This is a genomic window from Bradyrhizobium genomosp. III (genome assembly GCF_000261705.1).
Lineage (GTDB): Bacteria > Pseudomonadota > Alphaproteobacteria > Rhizobiales > Xanthobacteraceae > Bradyrhizobium > Bradyrhizobium ottawaense.
In genome coordinates this window covers 1-18,332 of record NZ_AJQF01000143.1, presented here as the reverse complement: position 1 = coordinate 18,332, position 18,332 = coordinate 1, and the positions used below count along the sequence as shown (strand labels likewise).

Sequence of the window (18,332 nt, the reverse complement as noted above, 5' to 3'; positions counted from 1 at the left end):
CCCCCCCCCCCCTGCCACAGCGCCTCGCGGCGGTCGAGCCCGAGCGAGCGAAACGCGTCGGCATCGGCCAGCAGGATCAGCGCGCGCTTGGGCAGGCCGGTGTCGCGGGCGAAATCCTCCAGCGAGGTAAAGGGGCGGCGGTTGCGGGCGGCGATGATGCGGTCGCCCCAGTCTTCCTGAGTGACATAGACCTTGCCTTGCCGCTTCGCCTGCTCCTTCTTGAGGGCCTCCTCATCGGGATCGAGCCAGTGGAAGCCGTCGATCTGGCGAAAGCCAAGGCGGACGGCACAATACCTGCCGTCAGTATTCTCCAGCGTGTTCTGCGCAAAACTACAGGACACGTCGATGTCGCGCACCTCGACGCCGTTCTTGCGGGCGTCGCTGACGATCTGTGCGGGCGCATAAAAGCCCATCGGCTGCGAGTTCAGGAGGCCACAGCAGAAAGCGTCGGGGTGATGATATTTCAGCCATGACGAGATGTAGACGAGCTGGGCGAAGCTCGCGGCGTGGCTCTCCGGGAAACCGTAGGAGCCGAAGCCCTTGATCTGGTCAAAGCAGCTTCTGGCAAAATTGGCATCGTAACCGCGCGCGACCATGTTGCCGATCAGCTTCTCCTCGTATTGGCCAATGGTGCCGACATTGCGGAAGGTCGCCATCGAGCGGCGCAGGCCGTTGGCTTCCTCGGACGTGAATTTTGCCGCCTCGATCGCGATGCGCATGGCCTGCTCCTGGAACAGAGGCACGCCCTTCGTCTTGTGCAGCACCTTGTAGAGTTCGTCCGCAGGACCATGCTCGGGCGATGGCGAGGGATAGGTCACCTTCTCCAGGCCGTTCCGCCGACGCAAATACGGATGCACCATGTCGCCCTGGATCGGACCCGGCCGCACGATCGCGACTTCGATGACGAGGTCGTAGAAGGTCCGCGGCTTCAGGCGCGGCAGCATGTTCATCTGGGCGCGGCTCTCGACCTGGAACACGCCGAGCGATTCCCCATCACACAGCATGTCGTAAACCTTGGGATCGTCCTGTGGAACGCTCGCCAGCACAAAACGCTCGCCTTTGTGGTCTGCGATCAGATCAAAACATTTCCGGATGCAGGTCAGCATGCCCAGCGCGAGCACGTCGACCTTCATCATGTTGAGCGCGTCGACGTCGTCCTTGTCCCACTCGATGAAGGTGCGGTCGTCCATCGCCGCGTTGCCGATGGGGACATAGGTGTCGAGCCGGTCCTGCGTCAGCACATAACCGCCGACATGCTGGGAGAGATGGCGGGGGAATTCGATCAGCTCGGTTGCAAGCTCGACCGCAAGGTTGATCATGGGATTTTGCGGATCGAGCCCGGCCTGCCTGACCTGCATGTCGTTGAGGCCCTTGCCCCAACTGCCCCAGACGGTGTCGGCGAGCGCGGCGGTGACGTCCTCGGTCAGGCCCAGCGCCTTGCCGACGTCGCGGATGGCGCTGCGCGGGCGATAGTGGATGACCGTTGCGATGATCGCGGCACGATGGCGGCCGTAGCGGCGATAGACATATTGCATCACCTCCTCGCGCCGGGAATGCTCGAAATCGACGTCGATGTCAGGCGGCTCCAGCCGCTCCTTGGAGATGAAGCGCTCGAACAACAGATCGACCTTGGTCGGATCGACCGAGGTGATGCCGAGCACGTAGCACACGGCCGAGTTCGCTGCCGACCCCCGCCCCTGGCACAGGATGCTCTGGCTGCGCGCGTAATGCACGATGTCGTGCACGGTGAGGAAATAATGCGCGTATTTCAGCTCGGCGATCAGCGCGAGTTCTTTGTTCAACGTCGCGCGCAGCTTGTCGTCAATGTTCTCGATGCCGCCAAAGTATTTATCGACGCCCGCCCAGGTCAAATCCTCCAGATGTCCTTGCGCGGTCTTGCCCGGCGGCACCGGCTCATCCGGATACTGGTATTTGAGCTGGTCGAGCGAGAAGTCGATCTTCCCCGCAAAACGCATGGTCTCCGCGATCGCCTCGGGGACATCGCGGAACAGCCGCGCCATCTCTCGCGGCGTCTTCAAGAACCGCTCGGCATTGGCTTCCAGCTTACGCCCCACAGCCTCGATCGTGGTCTTTTCCCGAATGCAGGTCAGCACATCCTGAAGCGGACGGCGGCCGGGATCGTGATAGAGCACTTCGTTGGTCGCGAGCAGCGGCACTTTTGCTTTGGCCGCGAGGTCATCGAGCCGTGCCAGGCGGCGCCGGTCGTCGCCGCGATAGATCAGGCTCGCTGCCAGCCACACGCCCTCGGCGCGGCTCGCCCTCAGCTTTGCAAGCACATCCAGCGCCTGCGCCGGCTCGAAGCGATGCGGCAACGTCAGGACCAAAAGCTGCCCCTCGGAGAATTCCAGGAGATCGGCGAAGGTGAGACGGCACTCGCCCTTCTCGATCCGCGTGATGTCGTCGCCGCGCTTGCCTTTGGTCAGGAGCTGGCACAGCCGGCCATAGGCGGCGCGGTCGCGCGGGTAGACAAAAATATCGGGCGTGCCGTCGATGAAGACGATGCGCGCACCGATCAGCAGTTTCGGCTTGTGCAGCACCTTGTCATTGTCGAGCTCATTCCAGGCCCGCACCACGCCGGCGAGCGTGTTGTGGTCGGCGATTCCGATCGCGGGAATGCCGAGCTTGCTCGCCTGATGCACATAGGCGCGCGGATCCGAGCCGCCGCGCAGGAAGGAGAAATTGGTGGTGATGCCGATCTCGGCATAAGCGGGGCTATTCATGCGAAGAGACCGTGCACATACCAGCCGGGAGAAGCAGGTTCGCCGTCGCCGTCGAACACCTCCCCCTCGTAAAGTCCGTCGCGAAAAATCCAGAAGCGCAGGCCCTCGGCATCCTCGATGCGAAAGTAATCCCGGGTCAGCTGCTTGCCGTCCTGCCGCCACCATTCCATCGCGATACGCTCGGGTCCTTCCACCCGCACCACGGCATGCAGCGCTCGGCGCCAGGTGAACTGATGCGGCGGACCATCCGGCACGGCCGCGAACGGCACCTTGATCGGCTCCGGCTTGTCGAACAGCCTTAAGGGACGCAGCGGCGGCTCGCTTTCGGTCCGTGCCGGCCATTCGGCCTGCATGGCGGCGGCGAGATGATGCTGCGCCGGGGCGGCCAGCACCGCACATTCGGGGATATGGGTATCCTCAGGCAGGTGCACGACGACGCGCTTTCCGCCGATGCGCGCGGCAATGCGGTCGATCAGGGCGGCAAGCTCGTCATTGTCGTGGACATGGGCGTCGAGATCGCGCTGCTCCTGCACCACGATCTCGGTGCGGCTCGCCGACAGGCGCACCATGTCGAAGCCAAAACCGGGATCGAGGGGATCGGCGAGCGCATCGAGACGCTCGCGGAACAGCCGGTCGATCACCGCGCTTCGCGTCACCGGACGTCCGGTCTCGACCATGATCGCGCGCACCACGCCGTCGGTGCGGAAGAACGCGGCTTCCAGCCGGCGCGCGCCCTTGCCCTGCTTCTCCATGGAGGCAATCAGCGTGTCCGCCAGCCGCGACAGCGTCATCGCGATCATGGTGTCGGTCGCGATCGGCTCGGCGAAACGCTTCTCCACGATATAATCAGGCAGCGGTTTTCGCGGATTGATCGGCGCATCGCCCTGCCCCAGCGCATGCGCCAGCAGCGTGGAGAACCGCGCTCCGAACCGCGCCGTGATCTCGCTCGGCGAGCGCGTGGCGACGTCGCCGATGGTCTTGAGGCCGGCGCGGCGCAGGCCGGTGGTGATGGCCTCACCCGCACCGAGCGCGGACACCGGAAACCGGCTGATCGCCTCCGCCTCGCCGCCATCGGCAACGATGGTGCCCATGGTCTGCCGCGTCAGCGTGCGCGCGCAGACCGAGGTGCCGGCGATTGCCGCGCTGACGGCAAAGCCTTGTCGGCCGAGCGCCCGAACCAGCGCTTGCAACAGCACAGCCTCGCCGCCGAACAGATGCGCACAGCCGGTGATGTCGAGGAACAGCCCGTGCGGCGGATCGAGCGCGACCAGCGGCGTGAAGCGGTCGCACCAGTCGGCGATGTCGCTAAGCGTCTTCGCATCGGCCGCGACATCGGCATCGAACACGCGCAAATCCGGGCACATCGCCCGCGCATTGGCGAGCGGCTGACCTACGTACAGGCCGAGACGCTCGGCAGCCTCGTCCAGCGCATGGATCACCAGCGCATTGTTGTCCTTGATGACGACGATGCTCGGCTCATTATTGGTTTTACCCAGCCCGGAGCTGTTGAAGAACCGCTGGATCCGGTCGATGGGCAGGCGTGGCAGCCACAGGCTGAGAATACGTCGACGGTTCACTGAACTGGCACTCATCACAATTCCATTCCATGATCCACCGGCCGCAGGGGCCATGACGATTACGCAAGAGTTCGGCATCGAAGCGCGGCGCGCCCCATGCGTCCCACACCGACCCCGGCGGCGAATGCGCCGCGCGCAGCATCCACCTGGTCTCCGCGGTCGAAGGCAGCGGCTGCGCCGCCATCCGCAGCATCAGGCCGGTGACGCCGGAGCCTTGCGCGGCCAGCGTCAGCTTGCGGCTCGCCACGAGATCGAACTGCCTGGTTTCGCCCCAGAGCTCGAGCACGACGGCGCCCAGCGCATCGCAGGCGAGCGCATCGGCCGAGGTACGCAGCGCGCTCTCGACATCGGCGGCGCGCACCATCACCACGCGGCGCGGATCGAGGCCGAGCTCGGCGAGCCCGCTCATCGACAGCGCACCGGCCTCTATCTCTGAAAAATCCTGCCGTACCCACAGCAGCGGCCGCTGCGCCGAGACGCGCCCGGCAAGCCCCATGACGAAGCCGGTCGCGGCCGTCCCCTGAGACCCAGTGCAAAACACCTCGTGGATCGCCGCGCGCGCGAGCCCGCCCTTCAGCGCGTTGTCGGCTTCGCTGTGACCGAGCGCGACGCGATCGTGCGGATGCACGACCGTCGCCGTCTCGATGCGCTCGATCTGGCCGCGCAAGGTCGCAAGCGCGCTTGTCCGTGCGCCGCTCATGCTCGCCGCTCCTTCAGGGGTGATTGCCGATGGCTCTCAAAAAGAGAACCAGCGGCTGGCTCATTTGTTCATGATATGTTCTAATATAAAGCTAACGGCGCGTAGAGAGTCAATCGAATTGGCGCGCAAGCGGATTCATGAGCTGAATCAAAGGGATTCCAAGATGGACGTACAACGCAAGCTGGAAATCCTGGCGGACGCCGCCAAATACGACGCGTCCTGCGCCTCCAGCGGCACGGAGAAGCGGGATTCCAGCGACGGCAAGGGCATGGGGTCGACCGCACCCGGCATGGGCATCTGCCATTCCTATGCGCCGGATGGACGCTGCATCTCGCTGCTCAAGGTGCTGCTGACCAACGCCTGCAATTACGATTGCCTCTATTGCGTCAACCGCGCCTCCTCGAACGTGCCGCGCGCCCGCTTCACCATCGACGAATTGGTCAAGCTGACGCTCGACTTCTACCGGCGCAATTACATCGAGGGCCTGTTTCTCTCCTCCGGCATCATCCGCAACCCCGACTACACCATGGAGCAAGTGGTGAGCGTCGCGCGAAAGCTGCGCGAGGAGCATCACTTCCGCGGCTATATCCATCTCAAGACCATTCCCGAGGCCGACGATGCGCTGATCGCGGAAGCCGGCAAATATGCCGATCGTCTCTCCATCAACATCGAGATGCCCGAGGAAACGAGCCTGCAGCAATTCGCGCCGGAGAAGGACGTGCGCGCGATCCGCCGCACCATGGGCCGGCTGCGGCTGAAGCTGGACGAGGCCGAGGAAGGCCGCAGCGCGAAGACCAAGGCAAAGCCGCAGCGCTTCGCGCCGGCGGGCCAAAGCACGCAGATGATCGTCGGTGCTGATGCAGCCTCCGACCACACCATTCTCCACACCAGCGCCAATCTCTACGGCGCCTACCGTCTGCGGCGCGTCTACTACTCCGCCTTCAGCCCGATCCCCGACGCCAGCCGCGCCTTGCCTCTGGTGCAGCCGCCGCTGCTGCGCGAGCACCGGCTCTACCAGGCCGACTGGCTGATGCGGTTCTACGGTTTCGACGTTGCGGAGATCGTCGACGACAGCGCGATGCTGCCGCTCGACATCGATCCGAAGCTGGCCTGGGCGCTGCGTCATCGCGACCGCTTCCCGCTCGACGTCAACCGCGCCAGCCGCGAGGAGCTGCTGCGCGTGCCGGGCTTCGGCACCAAGGCGGTCGAGCGCATCATTGCAACACGGCGCACCACCACGATCCGCCTCGCCGATCTCGCCCGCCTGCACGTGCCCCGCAACAAGGCGCTGCCGTTCATCGTCCTCAGCGATCACCGGCCCTCGCCGCACCGTCTTGATGCGGCCGGGCTGATCGAGCGGTTCAAGCCGAAAGCAACGCAACTGGGATTTGGCTTCTGATGCAGTACATCACCCTCGACACCGAAACCGATTTCGACGGCTGGCGCAAAGCCGCGCGCAGCCTCGTGCTTCATCACGTGCAGCCCACCGATGTCACCTGGACCGTGCAGGGCGGCGAGGCGGAGTTGTTCGCGCCGCAAGCGCCGTCTCCGATCCTCGAGGCGAACGAAGGCACCTTCAACGTATCAGGCAAATTCGTCGAGCTAGCCCAGGCCGCAATCCTGCACCGCGATATCCAGCGCTTTGCGATCCTCTATCGCCTGCTCTGGCGGCTGAAGGACAACCACGATCTCATCGAGGTCGCGACCGACCCTGACGTCGCGCAGGTCACGGCGATGGCTCGCGCGGTCCATCGCGACGAGCACAAGATGCACGCCTTCGTCCGCTTCCGCGAGATCGGACGCGAGCGCGCAGCGCATTACGTCGCCTGGTTCGAGCCGGAGCATCACATCGTCGAGCTCGCCGCCCCGTTCTTCGCAAAACGCTTTGCCGACATGCCCTGGTCGATCCTGACGCCTGACCTCTGCGCACATTGGGACGGCCACGCGCTCGCGTTCACGCCGGGCGTCAGCAAGAGCGAAGCACCGCGCGAAGACCGGCTGGAGGAGACCTGGCGGCGCTATTACGCCAGCATCTTCAATCCGGCCCGGCTCAAGGTGAAGGCGATGCAGGCCGAGATGCCGAAGAAATATTGGAGGAACCTGCCCGAGGCCTCGATCATTAAGCCCTTGATCGAGGACGCCGAACGCATGACCGGCGCCATGATCGCCAATGCCGCAACCGATCCGCACAAGCCTCAGAAGCGGCCGGAGGCTCCGATGAAACGCAAGCCAGCTGCCGACGATCTCGAAGCGCTCCGCGCGGAGGCCGCGCATTGCCGCGCCTGCCATCTCTACAAGGACGCGACCCAGACCGTGTTCGGCGAGGGCCCGAGATCCGCCAACATCATGCTGGTCGGCGAGCAGCCCGGCGACAAGGAAGACCTCGCCGGCCATCCCTTCGTCGGCCCGGCCGGCCAGATGCTCGACCGTGCGCTGGAGGAGGCCGGTGTCGACCGCAAGAAGGTCTATGTCACCAACGCAGTGAAGCACTTCAAATTCGTGCCGCGCGGAAAGATCCGCCTGCACCAGAAGCCGAATACGCCGGAGATCAAAGCGTGCCGGCAATGGTTCGAACGGGAAGTTTCGGCAATCCAGCCTGATCTGATCGTGGCGATGGGCGCCACCGCCGCGCAAAGCGTGTTCGGCAAGATCACTCCGATCGGCAAGACCCGCGGCCGGCTCATCGACCTTCCCGACGGACGCAAGGCTTTGGTGACGGTGCACCCGTCCTATCTGCTGCGGCTGCCCGATCCGGAAGCCAAGGTTCTGGAATATCAGCGCTTTGTCGACGATTTGAAGATCGTGGCCGGCTTGCAGAAGAAAGCCGCGCGGGCCGCCTAAATATTGGCAGGAAAACGGTTTTCAACCGCCGCTTGTCATCCAGCCTTCAAATCCATCGCGGACAATACCCTTACTTCAAAGTTAAGGGGCGTCCAGACATGACCGATGTTGCATTCGACCGCGCGGTAGCCGATCCCGCGCCGATCCAGCCGGCCTCGCGGCCAAATCTCGACAAGGGCTTCAATCCGCTGACGATGATCCTGTTCTTCGGCATCCTCGCCGCGGGGCTGCTGTTCGTCGCCTACAGCATCTATGTCGACGTCAACGCGACCGGCGCACGCGTGACGAGCTACCTGCCCTACATCCTGTTGTTCGTCGCGCTCCTGATCGCGCTCGGCTTCGAATTCGTCAACGGCTTCCACGACACCGCCAATGCGGTGGCGACCGTGATCTACACCCATTCGCTGCCGGCCGAAGTCGCGGTGATGTGGTCGGGCTTCTTCAACTTCCTCGGCGTGCTCATGTCCTCCGGCGCGGTCGCCTTCGGCATCGTCTCGCTGCTGCCGGTCGAGCTGATCCTGCAGGTCGGCTCCAGCGCCGGCTTCGCGATGGTGTTCGCGCTGCTGATCGCCGCGATCCTGTGGAATCTCGGCACCTGGTTCTTCGGCCTGCCCGCCTCCTCCTCGCACACGCTGATCGGCTCGATCATCGGCGTCGGCGTCGCCAACGCCGTCATGCGCGGCCGCGACGGCACCTCGGGCGTGGACTGGACCAAGGCGACCGAGATCGGCTACGCGCTGCTGCTGTCGCCGCTGTTCGGCTTCATCTGCGCCGCGACGCTGCTGCTGCTGCTCAAGTTCATCGTGCGCAACCCGGCCCTGTATGCTGCGCCCGAAGGCAACAAGGCGCCGCCGCTCTGGATCCGCGGCCTGCTGATCGCGACCTGCACCGGCGTCAGCTTCGCGCACGGTTCGAACGACGGCCAGAAGGGCATGGGCCTGATCATGCTGATCCTGATCGGTACCGTGCCGACCGCCTACGCGCTCAACCGCGCACTGCCGGAATCCCAGGTCGCCCAGTTCCAGAAGGTCTCGGATGCCGCCTCCAAGGTGATCGCGGCCAAGGGTGCCGGTCACTCGATCATCGGCGATCCCCGTCCTGCGGTGACCCAGTACATCACCTCGCACCACATCAGCGAAGGCACCTACCCCTCGCTGTCGGTGCTGGTGAAGGATGTCGGCGACCAGGTCGCGAAATACGGCTCGCTCAACAAGGTGCCGGCGGAAGTGGTCGGCAACACCCGTAACGACATGTACCTGACCTCGGAAGCGATTCGCTTCCTGATGAAGGACAAGGAAAACGACCTCAACAAGGAAGAGGTCGCGACCTTGAACGCCTACAAGGGCGGGCTCGACAGCGCCACGAAGTTCATCCCGACCTGGGTGAAGGTCGCCGTCGCCATCGCGCTCGGCCTCGGCACCATGATCGGCTGGAAGCGCATCGTGATCACGGTCGGCGAGAAGATCGGCAAGAGCCATTTGACCTACGCACAAGGCGCCTCGGCCGAGCTGGTGGCCGCCGCTACGATCGGCGCCGCCGACGTGTTCGGCCTGCCGGTTTCGACCACGCATGTGCTGTCGTCGGGCGTCGCCGGCACCATGGCGGCCAACGGCTCGGGCTTGCAAATGGCGACCATCCGCAATTTGCTGATGGCCTGGGTGCTGACGCTGCCCTGCGCGATCATGCTGTCGGCCACGCTCTACGTGATCTTCTCGCGGATGTTCTGAGAAGAACGACACTCATCAACGCGAATGGCCGGGCTTGTCCCGGCCATTTGCATTCCAGGTTGTCATTCCGGGGCGGTCCGCAGGACCGAACCCGGAATCTCGAGATCCCGGGTTCACCTCTGCGAGGCGCCCCGGGATGACGTCGGTAGTCACGCCGCCAGCGATTCCTCGACCAGCTTGACCCAGTAGGACGTGCCGAACACGATCGCCTCGTCGTTGAAATTGTAGGCAGGGTGATGCAGGCCGGCGCTGTCGCCGTTGCCGCAGAAGATGAAGGCGCCGGGGCGTGCTTCCAGCATATAGGCGAAATCCTCGCCGCCCATCAGCGGCGGCATCTCGTGCACATTGGCATCGCCGGCAACCTGCTTTGCAATGCGTCGCGCCACCTCGGTCTCCGCGGCGTGGTTGTTCACCACAGGGTAATTGCGCTGGTAGCGCAGGTCGATCTTGGCGCCGGTGATCTGCGCGACGCCCGCCACCACCTCATGCACGCGCTTCTCGACCAGCTTGCGCACCTCGGGCGAGAGCGTGCGGATGGTGCCCTTCAGTGTCGCGGTCTGCGGAATGACGTTGCGGGCGTTGCCGGCGTGGAATTCGCAAATCGAGATCACGGCCGATTCCAGCGGATCGACGCTGCGCGCGACGATCGACTGCAGCGCGGTAATCACCTGCGCACCGACCAGGACGGAATCCACGCATTTGTGCGGACGCGCAGCATGACCGCCGAGGCCCTCGATCATGATGTCGACCTCGTCGGTCGCCGCCATGATCGGGCCCGGCCGGATCGCGAACGAGCCGATCGGAATACCGGGGCCATTGTGCATGCCGTAGACCTGCTCGATGCCGAAGCGCTCCATCAGGCCGTCCTTGACCATGGCTGCGCCGCCGGCGCCGCCCTCCTCGGCGGGCTGGAAGATCACGACCGCATCGCCGGCGAAATTGCGGGTTTCGGCGAGGTAGCGGGCGGCCCCCAGCAGCATCGCGGTGTGGCCGTCATGGCCGCAGGCGTGCATCTTGCCCGGGGTCTTGGAGGCGTAAGGCAGGTTGGTCTGCTCCTCGACGGGCAGCGCATCCATGTCGGCGCGCAGGCCGATCGTCTTCAGCCCCTCGCCGGCCGGCTTGCTGCCCTTGATCACGCCGACCACGCCGGTCTGGCCGAGCCCGGTCACGACCTCGTCGCAGCCGAACTCACGCAGCCGGTCCGCAACGAATGCTGCAGTGCGATGAACATCGTACAGCAGCTCGGGATGCTCGTGGATGTCCCGGCGCCAGGCCTGAATATCGGGTTGAAGGTCGGCGACGCGGTTCACGATGGGCATGGAGGGTCTCGAGCTTTGTTGAAAATGCAGGACTGTCTACCATGCAAGCGCCAGTCCACCCAACTGCCGCGGGCCGAGGGTAACCCCTGTCCTCTCGTCATGGCCGGGCTTGGCGCCAGCTTGTCTTGGCCATCCACGTCTGACTATTAGGATAGAAAGCGCGTGGATGCCCGGGACAAGCCCGGACATGACGCGCTGGTTGGGTGGAAGCAGAATGCCGAGACGGCTCGAAGGTGAATTTGACTACATTGTCGTCGGGGCAGGTACGGCGGGCTGCATCGTCGCCAATCGGCTGTCGGCGGATCCCGGCAATCGCGTCCTCGTCCTCGAAGCTGGCGGCGACGACAACTGGATCTGGTTCCACATCCCGGTCGGCTATCTCTTTGCGATCGGCAATCCGCGCTCGGACTGGATGTTCAAGACCGAGGCCGAGCCCGGCCTGAACGGCCGCTCGCTCGCCTATCCCCGCGGCAAGGTGATCGGCGGCTGCTCGGCGATCAATGCCATGATCTCGATGCGCGGCCAGGCCGCCGATTATGATCACTGGCGGCAACTCGGCATGACCGGCTGGGGCTATGACGACGTGCTGCCGCTGTTCAAGAAGCTCGAGGATCACTTCCTCGGCGCCAGCGAGCATCACGGCGCCGGGGGCGGCTGGCGCATCGAGGCGCCGCGGCTGTCATGGGACGTTCTCGATGCCGTCGGCGATGCCGCCGAGGAGATGGGCATCAAGCGCATCCCGGATTTCAACACCGGCGACAATGAAGGCACCAGCTATTTCCACGTCAACCAGAAGCGCGGCCGGCGCTGGTCGTCGGCACGCGGCTTCCTCAAGCCCGCCTTGAGGCGCCCGAACCTGCGGCTCGAGAAGCATGTGCTGGTCGACCGCGTCATCATCGAGCGGGGCCGCGCCGTCGGCGTGCGCTTCATCCAGAACGGCGAGATGATCGAAGCGCGTGCGAAACGCGAAGTGATCCTGTCGGCCGGCTCGATCGGCTCGGTGCAGGTGCTGCATCGCTCCGGTATCGGCCCCGCCGGCTGGCTGTCGCCGCTCGGCATCGACATCGTCATGGACAAGCCCGGTGTGGGGCGCAATCTGCAGGACCACCTCCAGCAGCGTGCGATCTACAAGGTCGAGGGCGTGCGCACGCTGAACGAGACCTATTACAATCTGTTCCGCCGCGGCCTGATGGGGCTCGACTACGCCTTCCGCCGCCGCGGTCCCCTGACCATGGCGCCGTCGCAGCTCGGCATCTTCACGCGCTCCGATGCGACACGCGCACGCGCCAACATCCAGTTCCACGTGCAACCGCTGTCGCTCGACAAGTTCGGTGATCCCCTGCACCGTTTCCCCGCCATCACGGTCAGCGCCTGCAATCTGCAGCCGACCTCGCGCGGCACCGTGCGGCTGCGTTCGGCGAGCCCTGACGAGAAGCCGATCATCGCGCCGAATTATCTGTCGACCGACGACGACCGCCAGGTCGGCGCCGACGCCATCCGCACCACGCGCCGCCTGATGCAGCAGAAGGCGCTGGCACGATATCGCCCGAGCGAATATCTGCCGGGTCCCTCCGTCGGCGATGACGACGCCTCGCTCGCAAAGGCTGCCGGCGATATCGGCACCACCATCTTCCACCCCGTCGGCACGGCGAAGATGGGCGCCGTGAGCGATCCGATGGCCGTGGTCGACGAGCGGCTGCGCTTCTATGGCCTCAGCGGCTTGCGCATTGTCGACGCCTCGATCATGCCGACCATCACGTCGGGCAACACCAACACGCCGACGGCGATGATCGCCGAGAAAGGCGCGGCGATGATCTTGGAGGATGCGAAGTAGCATCCTGTCGCCATGATCAATCCCCACCGCTTTTCAATCGGCCCGGCCGCCGCAGAGATCGCCATGCTGCAATGGGGCGAGAGCGGCAAGCCACCTGCCCTGCTCGTTCATGGCACTGGCTTCGTCGCCGACGTCTGGGACGAAGTCGCGCGCGAGCTTGCATCGACCTACACCGTCTATGCACTCGACCGCCGCGGCCACGGCGCCAGCCACAAGCCCGGCGCCTATCATTTCCTGGACTATGCGGAGGATGTTTGCCGGGTGGTCGATGCGATCGGCCTGCGAGACGTCTACGGCATCGGCCACAGTGCGGGCGCGACCGATCTCCTGCTCGCGGCAAAACTCTTGCCCGGACGCTTCACACGCCTGTTCGTGATGGAGCCGACCATCATGGACCCGCGCGCGGCGCGCGCCGGAGGGTTGGACGAGGAATCCTTATCGCGAGTAGAGGGCACGCTACGTCGACGCGCCGAGTTCGACAGTGCCGATGCCGTCTTCGAACGCTATCGCACCGCGCCAGCGTTTGCAGATTGGACCGTGACCTCGCTTCGAGCCTATGTGCGCCACGGCTTCGTGCCGCTGGAGAATGGCCGGGTGCGGCTCTGCTGTACACCGGAGACCGAGGCGGCGATCCTGCGCCCGATCTACGAAGCGATGGCGCAGGTTTACGTTGGCGATGCCCGCGGTAATCCGTTTGGGTTGCTCGCCGAGATCGACTGTCCCGTGCGCGTCACGACCGCTGCGAAGTCGGGGCCGATCTATTGGGAGATGGCGCGGCGCGCGGTGTCGCTGATTCCGCAGGTCAGCACGATGGTGTTCGAGGACGCCGGGCATTGTGTGGCGCAGGAAGCGCCCACGGCCGTGGTGGAGGCTGTGCGAGAATTCGCGAAGTAGGTCTCGTGCCCCGGACGCGGCGCGCCACGCAGTGGTGCGCCGCTGAGCCGGGGCCCATCTCACCGCGTAACGTGAGGCCTTCCGGGTCCCGGCTCTGCAACGCATCACCAAGAGGTGCTGCGTTGCGTCCGGGACACGAGCCGCCCTCACGAAATCGTCATCACCTCCCGCGAATAAGTCCCCTCCTCCCCCAATCACCTCTCCGACGCCCAATTCCGGGCAAGCGGAGATGCGCGATGAGCGGACATGATCACGGCGACGACGGCGTCAGCCGCCGCAAGGTGCTGGAATGCATGACCTGGGCCGGCACCGGGGTGCTCTGGACGGTCACCGGCGGCGTGCCGCGCTCGCTCGGCATCATCGATTCCGCGCAGGCCGCGACCGCGGCCGTGCCCGGCATGAGCTTCCTCCAGATCAGCGACAGCCATGTCGGCTTCGACAAGCCGGCCAATCCCAACGCACTCGGCACGCTGGAGGAGGCTGTGGGCAAGATCAACGCGATGCCGGCCAAACCGTCCTTCATGATCCACACTGGCGACATCACCCATCTGTCCAAGGCCGCCGAATTCGACAATGCCGAGCGCATCATCTCGCAGAGCAAGCTCGACGTGCACTACGTACCGGGCGAACACGACTTCCTCGACGAGGAGGTGAAATTTTATCGCGAGCGTTACGGGCGCGGCACCAAGGGCCAGGGTTGGTACTCGTTCGACGCCGGCGGCGTGCACTTCATCGGCCTCGTCAACGTCGTCGACCTCAAGGCCGGGGGTCTTGGCAATCTCGGCGCCGAGCAGCTCGCCTGGCTCCAGGACGATCTGCGCGGCAAGTCGAAATCGACACCGATCGTGCTGTTCGCGCACATCCCGCTCTGGACCGTCTATCCGGAATGGGGCTGGGGCACCGAAGACGGCGGCCGCGCGCTGGAACAGGTGAAAGGCTTCGGCTCGGTCACCGTGCTGAACGGCCACATCCACCAGGTGATGCAGAAGGTCGAGGGTAACGTCACCTTCCACACCGCGCGCTCGACTGCTTTCCCGCAGCCAGCGCCGGGAGCTGCCCCCTCGCCCGGACCATGAAGGTTGAGGACACAAAACTGCGCTCCATGCTCGGCGTTGCCAGCATCAACTTCAAGCAGAACGAGCAGCGGCTCGCGATCATCGACACGCCGCTCCAGGGCTAGGGTGGAAGCTGACAATGAAGACACTCAACCGCCGCGACTTCGGCGTCGATCTCGGACTTGCTCTGGCCGCGGCCATCCTGCTGCCCGCAACAAAGGCCCGTGCCGACGACATGGACATTCATATCGACAATTTCGTGTTCCAGCCGGCCGAGCTCAAGATCAAGACCGGCACCACCGTGACCTGGACCAACCGGGACGACATTCCGCACACCATCGTGTCGGTCGGCAAGTTCAGGTCCAAGACCCTGGACACCGACGACAAGTTCTCGTTCACCTTCATCAACGCGGGCGACTACAAATATTTTTGTTCGCTGCACCCGCACATGACGGGGATGATCAAGGTTGAGTAACGTCTCCAACCAAGGCATCAACGCCTTGCCCGGCCGGTGGTCCCACGCCGGCCGGGCTCCTGCGTCCCCGGCGACATCAGGCGAAACGGCAAAGCGAGCGGCGATGCCACCGACAAGCGACGATCCAGACAAGGCCCGGCGTTTTCGCGAAGCGGCGCTGCCCCATCTCGACGACGTCTACACGCTCGCGCGCTATCTGCTGCGCGACGCCTCCGATGCGGAAGATGCGGTGCAGGAGTGCTATCTGCGCGCGCTGAAGCACTTCGACAGCTATCGCGGGCCGGCGATGAAGCCATGGCTGTTCGCGATCCTGCGCAACGTCTGCAACGCAGAATACGCCCGTCGTGCGCACAGGCCCAGCGCGTTCGAGGATACGCCCGGCGCCGCCGAGCAGACGCCGATCTGGCAGGAGAGCGAGGCGAGCCCGGAGACCGAAGTGCTGCGCAGCCGCGATGCCGGCGCCATCCGCAAGCTGATCGAGGCGCTCGCCGAACCGTTCAAGGAAACCTTCGTGCTGCGCGAGATCAACAACCTGTCCTATCGTGAAATCGCAGAAGCCGTCGGCGCGCCCATCGGCACCGTGATGTCCCGCCTCGCTCGCGCCCGTGCCCTGCTGCGCGCGGCCTGGACGGCGGAAGAGGAGCAAGCGAAATGACCTGCGACGAAGCAAGGATCATGCTTCACGCGCTGCTGGACGGCGAGCTCGACGCCGGCCATGCGCGCGAGGTCGAAGCCCATATCGCGGGCTGCCCCGGGTGCGCTGCGGAATTGGCCGCACAGCGCGAAATGCAGCGCGTGCTTGCCGACACCAATTTGCGCTACGTCGCGCCCACCAGCCTGCGCAACAAGATCGAGGCCTCGCTGCCGAAGCCGCAGCCCCAGCCGAGCCGCCGCTCCGTGCTGCGCGGCTTTGCGATGGGCTCGGCGGTCTCCGCGCTCGCGGCAACCGGAATCGTCGCCATCGTGCTGCGCCAGGACGACCAGCAGCGCATCCTCTCGGAGGTCGTCTCCGCGCATCTGCGCTCGCTGCAGGCCGGCCACCTCACCGACGTGGTCTCGACCGACCAGCACACCGTCAAGCCGTGGTTCAACGGCAAGCTCGACGTCGCCCCGCCCGTGATCGACCTCACCGCGCAGGGTTTTAGGCTGGTCGGAGGCCGGCTCGACTATATCGACGCCCGCGCCATCGGCGCCGTCGTCTACAAGCGTCGCCAGCACGTGATCAACCTGTTCGTGGCACAGACATCGAGCACCGAGCACCAGCCGCCGAAGACCCAGACCATGCAGGGCTTCAATTGCCGCCGCTGGGGCGAGCGCGGCCTGAACTTCTGGGCCGTCAGCGACATCGGCGCCGACGAGCTCGCCGAGTTCGTCGACAAGTTCGAGGCGGCGATGAAGTCGAATGTGGAGGGGTAGATCTTGCTACACCGTCATTGCGAGGAGCTCGCGACAAAATTGCGAAGCAATTTTGCGCTGGAGCGACGAAGCAATCCCCAGGTTGCCTTCGCAGAGACAGTCTGGATTGCTTCGCTTCGCTCGCAATGACGATTGTCGAAATGGCTCGGCCGAAGTCAGGCCGACCGTCGCACCGCGTTGTCCACCAGCGTTTTGCCGAGCGACCAGATCGCGCCGGGGACCTTGTGGCTGCCGGCGATGACGTCGTCGAACGCCTTCTCGATCCAGCTGCAGTCTTCCTCGGTGATGGTGAGAGGCGGCAGCAGCTTGATGGTGTGGCTGCCGTGACCGGCGACCTGGGTCAGGATCTTGTGATCCTTGAACAGCGGCACGGTGATGAGCTGGCAGAACAGGCCCTTGTTGGCGGTCTCCAGCACGTTCCAGGAGGCGCGCAGCCGCAGCGATTTCGGCGGGCCGAACTCGACGCCGATCATCAGACCCTTGCCGCGCACTTCCTTCATCAGCTCATAGCCGGGCACCATGCGCGTCAGTGCGAGGCGCAGCTCGGCGCCGCGCTTGGCGGCAGACTCGATCAGCTTCTCGGATTCCATCACGTCCAGCGTGGCGATGCCCGCGGCCATCGCGAGGTCGTTCTTGGAGAAGGTGGAGCCGTGCACCACCGCGCGGTCCATCTGGTTGAAGATCTTGTCGAAGATGGCCTTGCGCGTCAGCACCGCGCCAACCGGCACGTGGCCACCCGACAGCGACTTCGACAGCAGCACCATGTCGGGCTCGACGTTCCAGTGCTCGACCGCGAGGAAACGGCCGGTACGGCCCATGCCGGTCTGGATTTCGTCGGCGACGAACAGCGTGCCGTATTTCTTGCATAGTGCGGCCGCGCCCGGCAGGAACTCGTCGGTGGGCATGTTGACGCCCTTGCCCTGGATCGGCTCGACCACGAAGGCTGCGACCTCACGCGAGGCCAGTGCCTTTTCCAGCGCGGCCAGATCGTTGAACGGGATCGAGGTGCAGCCGGGCAGCAGCGGCTCGAAGCCGGTGCGGAAATTCGAATCGCCCGTCAGCGACAGCGCGCCATAGGTCAGGCCATGATAGCCGTGGGCGCAGTAGACGATGCCCGGGCGGCCGGTGGCGCCGCGCGCGAACTTGATCGCAGCTTCGACGCATTCGGCGCCGGAATTGGCGAAGAACGCCTTGTCCAGATAGGGGACATATTTCAGCAGCCGCTCGGCGAGCACGCCGGCGAGCACGGAGACGTCGAACTGGACGAGGTTGGGCAGGTCGGCATCGAGCACGCTCTTGAGCGCGTCGCGCATGACCGGGTGATTGCGCCCGATCGCGAACACGCCAAAGCCGGACAGCAAGTCGAGATATCGCGCGCCGTCGCGATCGTACAGATACTGCCCCTGCCCCTTCTGGAAGCCGACATCGTAGCCGATGGTCTTGAGGACCCGAACGAACTGCTCGTTCAGATACCGATTATGCAGGGTGCTGCGCTGGGCCTGACGGTCCGCGAAAAGCTCAGACATGTCTGGATTTGGGCTGTGCATCCGTTACATACTTCGGTTGAGGGCCGTCTCGTCAACTGAAAAGGGACCGTTACTGAAAACGGTCTGTGCGGCCTTTTGCCCTTTTTCGGACCATCTTCGCAAGCACAGCTTTAGCCCATGTTGCACTGCCAAGGAACTATCATGCGTTTAGCCCTTTACACCGGACTAATACTGGCTGGCGGTTACACCTGCCTGACCCCGGCGCT

The 18,332-nt window shown here is 64.7% G+C and carries 13 protein-coding genes and 1 pseudogene; 9 read left to right on the top strand and 5 right to left on the bottom strand.

From position 1 onward, the window contains the following. From IC66_RS0112160 to IC66_RS0112150, 3 genes are all read right to left on the bottom strand, one after another. The coding region (locus IC66_RS0112160; protein ID WP_038947801.1) for an error-prone DNA polymerase at nucleotides 1-2,741 on the bottom strand (2,741 nt) is incomplete at its 3' end. Further along, the gene (locus tag IC66_RS0112155) at nucleotides 2,738-4,333 is read right to left on the bottom strand and encodes a Y-family DNA polymerase (RefSeq protein ID WP_049806514.1); all 1,596 of its coding nucleotides are present in this window, start codon (nucleotides 4,331-4,333) and stop codon (nucleotides 2,738-2,740) included. The genes IC66_RS0112160 and IC66_RS0112155, both read right to left, overlap by 4 nt. Beyond that, nucleotides 4,230-5,018: an ImuA family protein gene (locus tag IC66_RS0112150; RefSeq protein WP_038947799.1), complete on the bottom strand. Its 789-nt coding sequence runs from the start codon at nucleotides 5,016-5,018 to the stop codon at nucleotides 4,230-4,232. Before IC66_RS0112150 ends, IC66_RS0112155 begins: the two co-directional genes overlap by 104 nt. 163 nt (nucleotides 5,019-5,181) lie before the next feature. Here IC66_RS0112150 and IC66_RS0112145 point away from each other — a divergent pair, with 163 nt between their 5' ends. The 3 genes from IC66_RS0112145 to IC66_RS0112135 all read left to right on the top strand — a co-directional run bounded on the left by IC66_RS0112145 (nucleotide 5,182) and on the right by IC66_RS0112135 (nucleotide 9,586). Continuing rightward, a complete protein-coding gene (locus IC66_RS0112145) occupies nucleotides 5,182-6,417 on the top strand; it encodes a putative DNA modification/repair radical SAM protein (RefSeq protein WP_038947798.1) in 1,236 nt (411 codons plus the stop codon). Beyond that, nucleotides 6,417-7,859 carry a UdgX family uracil-DNA binding protein gene (locus IC66_RS0112140; protein ID WP_038947797.1) on the top strand — a complete coding sequence of 481 codons (1,443 nt, stop codon included), beginning with the start codon at nucleotides 6,417-6,419 and terminating at the stop codon, nucleotides 7,857-7,859. Before IC66_RS0112145 ends, IC66_RS0112140 begins: the two co-directional genes overlap by 1 nt. Before the next feature lie 98 nt (nucleotides 7,860-7,957). After that, nucleotides 7,958-9,586: an inorganic phosphate transporter gene (locus IC66_RS0112135; protein ID WP_028143199.1), complete on the top strand. Its 1,629-nt coding sequence runs from the start codon at nucleotides 7,958-7,960 to the stop codon at nucleotides 9,584-9,586. Nucleotides 9,587-9,735: 149 nt separating this feature from the next. Here IC66_RS0112135 and IC66_RS0112130 read toward each other — a convergent pair whose 3' ends face one another. Next, the gene (locus tag IC66_RS0112130; protein ID WP_028143200.1) at nucleotides 9,736-10,905 is read right to left on the bottom strand and encodes a M20 aminoacylase family protein; all 1,170 of its coding nucleotides are present in this window, start codon (nucleotides 10,903-10,905) and stop codon (nucleotides 9,736-9,738) included. 214 nt (nucleotides 10,906-11,119) lie between these two features. On the opposite strand from IC66_RS0112130, the gene IC66_RS0112125 reads away from it, so the two are divergent. From IC66_RS0112125 to IC66_RS0112100, 6 genes and pseudogenes are all read left to right on the top strand, one after another. Beyond that, the gene (locus IC66_RS0112125) at nucleotides 11,120-12,739 is read left to right on the top strand and encodes a GMC family oxidoreductase (RefSeq protein WP_038947796.1); all 1,620 of its coding nucleotides are present in this window, start codon (nucleotides 11,120-11,122) and stop codon (nucleotides 12,737-12,739) included. Between the two features lie 12 nt (nucleotides 12,740-12,751). Then, entirely contained in the window at nucleotides 12,752-13,633 is an 882-nt protein-coding gene (locus tag IC66_RS0112120) for an alpha/beta fold hydrolase (RefSeq protein ID WP_038947795.1), read from the top strand. 236 nt (nucleotides 13,634-13,869) lie between these two features. Next, nucleotides 13,870-14,813, top strand: a pseudogene (locus IC66_RS0112115) (metallophosphoesterase family protein). A gap of 14 nt (nucleotides 14,814-14,827) precedes the next feature. Continuing rightward, complete coding sequence (locus tag IC66_RS0112110; protein WP_028143204.1) at nucleotides 14,828-15,163, top strand: cupredoxin domain-containing protein; 336 nt, start codon at nucleotides 14,828-14,830, stop codon at nucleotides 15,161-15,163. Nucleotides 15,164-15,266: 103 nt separating this feature from the next. Then, nucleotides 15,267-15,818, top strand: coding sequence for a sigma-70 family RNA polymerase sigma factor (locus tag IC66_RS0112105; protein ID WP_028143205.1), 552 nt, complete (start codon nucleotides 15,267-15,269; stop codon nucleotides 15,816-15,818). Further along, nucleotides 15,815-16,579, top strand: a complete 765-nt coding sequence (locus tag IC66_RS0112100) for an anti-sigma factor family protein (protein WP_028143206.1) — start codon at nucleotides 15,815-15,817, stop codon at nucleotides 16,577-16,579. Before IC66_RS0112105 ends, IC66_RS0112100 begins: the two co-directional genes overlap by 4 nt. Before the next feature lie 155 nt (nucleotides 16,580-16,734). Here IC66_RS0112100 and hpnO read toward each other — a convergent pair whose 3' ends face one another. Further along, a complete protein-coding gene (gene hpnO / locus IC66_RS0112095) occupies nucleotides 16,735-18,126 on the bottom strand; it encodes an aminobacteriohopanetriol synthase HpnO (protein WP_018315705.1) in 1,392 nt (463 codons plus the stop codon). Nucleotides 18,127-18,332: the final 206 nt, after the last annotated feature.

Coding starts and splice junctions, on each gene's coding strand:
- IC66_RS0112155 (WP_049806514.1), bottom strand. CDS start 4,333: ATGAGTGCCAGTTCAGTGAACCGTCGACGTATTCTCAGCCTGTGGCTG.
- IC66_RS0112150 (WP_038947799.1), bottom strand. CDS start 5,018: ATGAGCGGCGCACGGACAAGCGCGCTTGCGACCTTGCGCGGCCAGATC.
- IC66_RS0112145 (WP_038947798.1), top strand. CDS start 5,182: ATGGACGTACAACGCAAGCTGGAAATCCTGGCGGACGCCGCCAAATAC.
- IC66_RS0112140 (WP_038947797.1), top strand. CDS start 6,417: ATGCAGTACATCACCCTCGACACCGAAACCGATTTCGACGGCTGGCGC.
- IC66_RS0112135 (WP_028143199.1), top strand. CDS start 7,958: ATGACCGATGTTGCATTCGACCGCGCGGTAGCCGATCCCGCGCCGATC.
- IC66_RS0112130 (WP_028143200.1), bottom strand. CDS start 10,905: ATGCCCATCGTGAACCGCGTCGCCGACCTTCAACCCGATATTCAGGCC.
- IC66_RS0112125 (WP_038947796.1), top strand. CDS start 11,120: ATGCCGAGACGGCTCGAAGGTGAATTTGACTACATTGTCGTCGGGGCA.
- IC66_RS0112120 (WP_038947795.1), top strand. CDS start 12,752: ATGATCAATCCCCACCGCTTTTCAATCGGCCCGGCCGCCGCAGAGATC.
- IC66_RS0112110 (WP_028143204.1), top strand. CDS start 14,828: ATGAAGACACTCAACCGCCGCGACTTCGGCGTCGATCTCGGACTTGCT.
- IC66_RS0112105 (WP_028143205.1), top strand. CDS start 15,267: ATGCCACCGACAAGCGACGATCCAGACAAGGCCCGGCGTTTTCGCGAA.
- IC66_RS0112100 (WP_028143206.1), top strand. CDS start 15,815: ATGACCTGCGACGAAGCAAGGATCATGCTTCACGCGCTGCTGGACGGC.
- hpnO (WP_018315705.1), bottom strand. CDS start 18,126: ATGCACAGCCCAAATCCAGACATGTCTGAGCTTTTCGCGGACCGTCAG.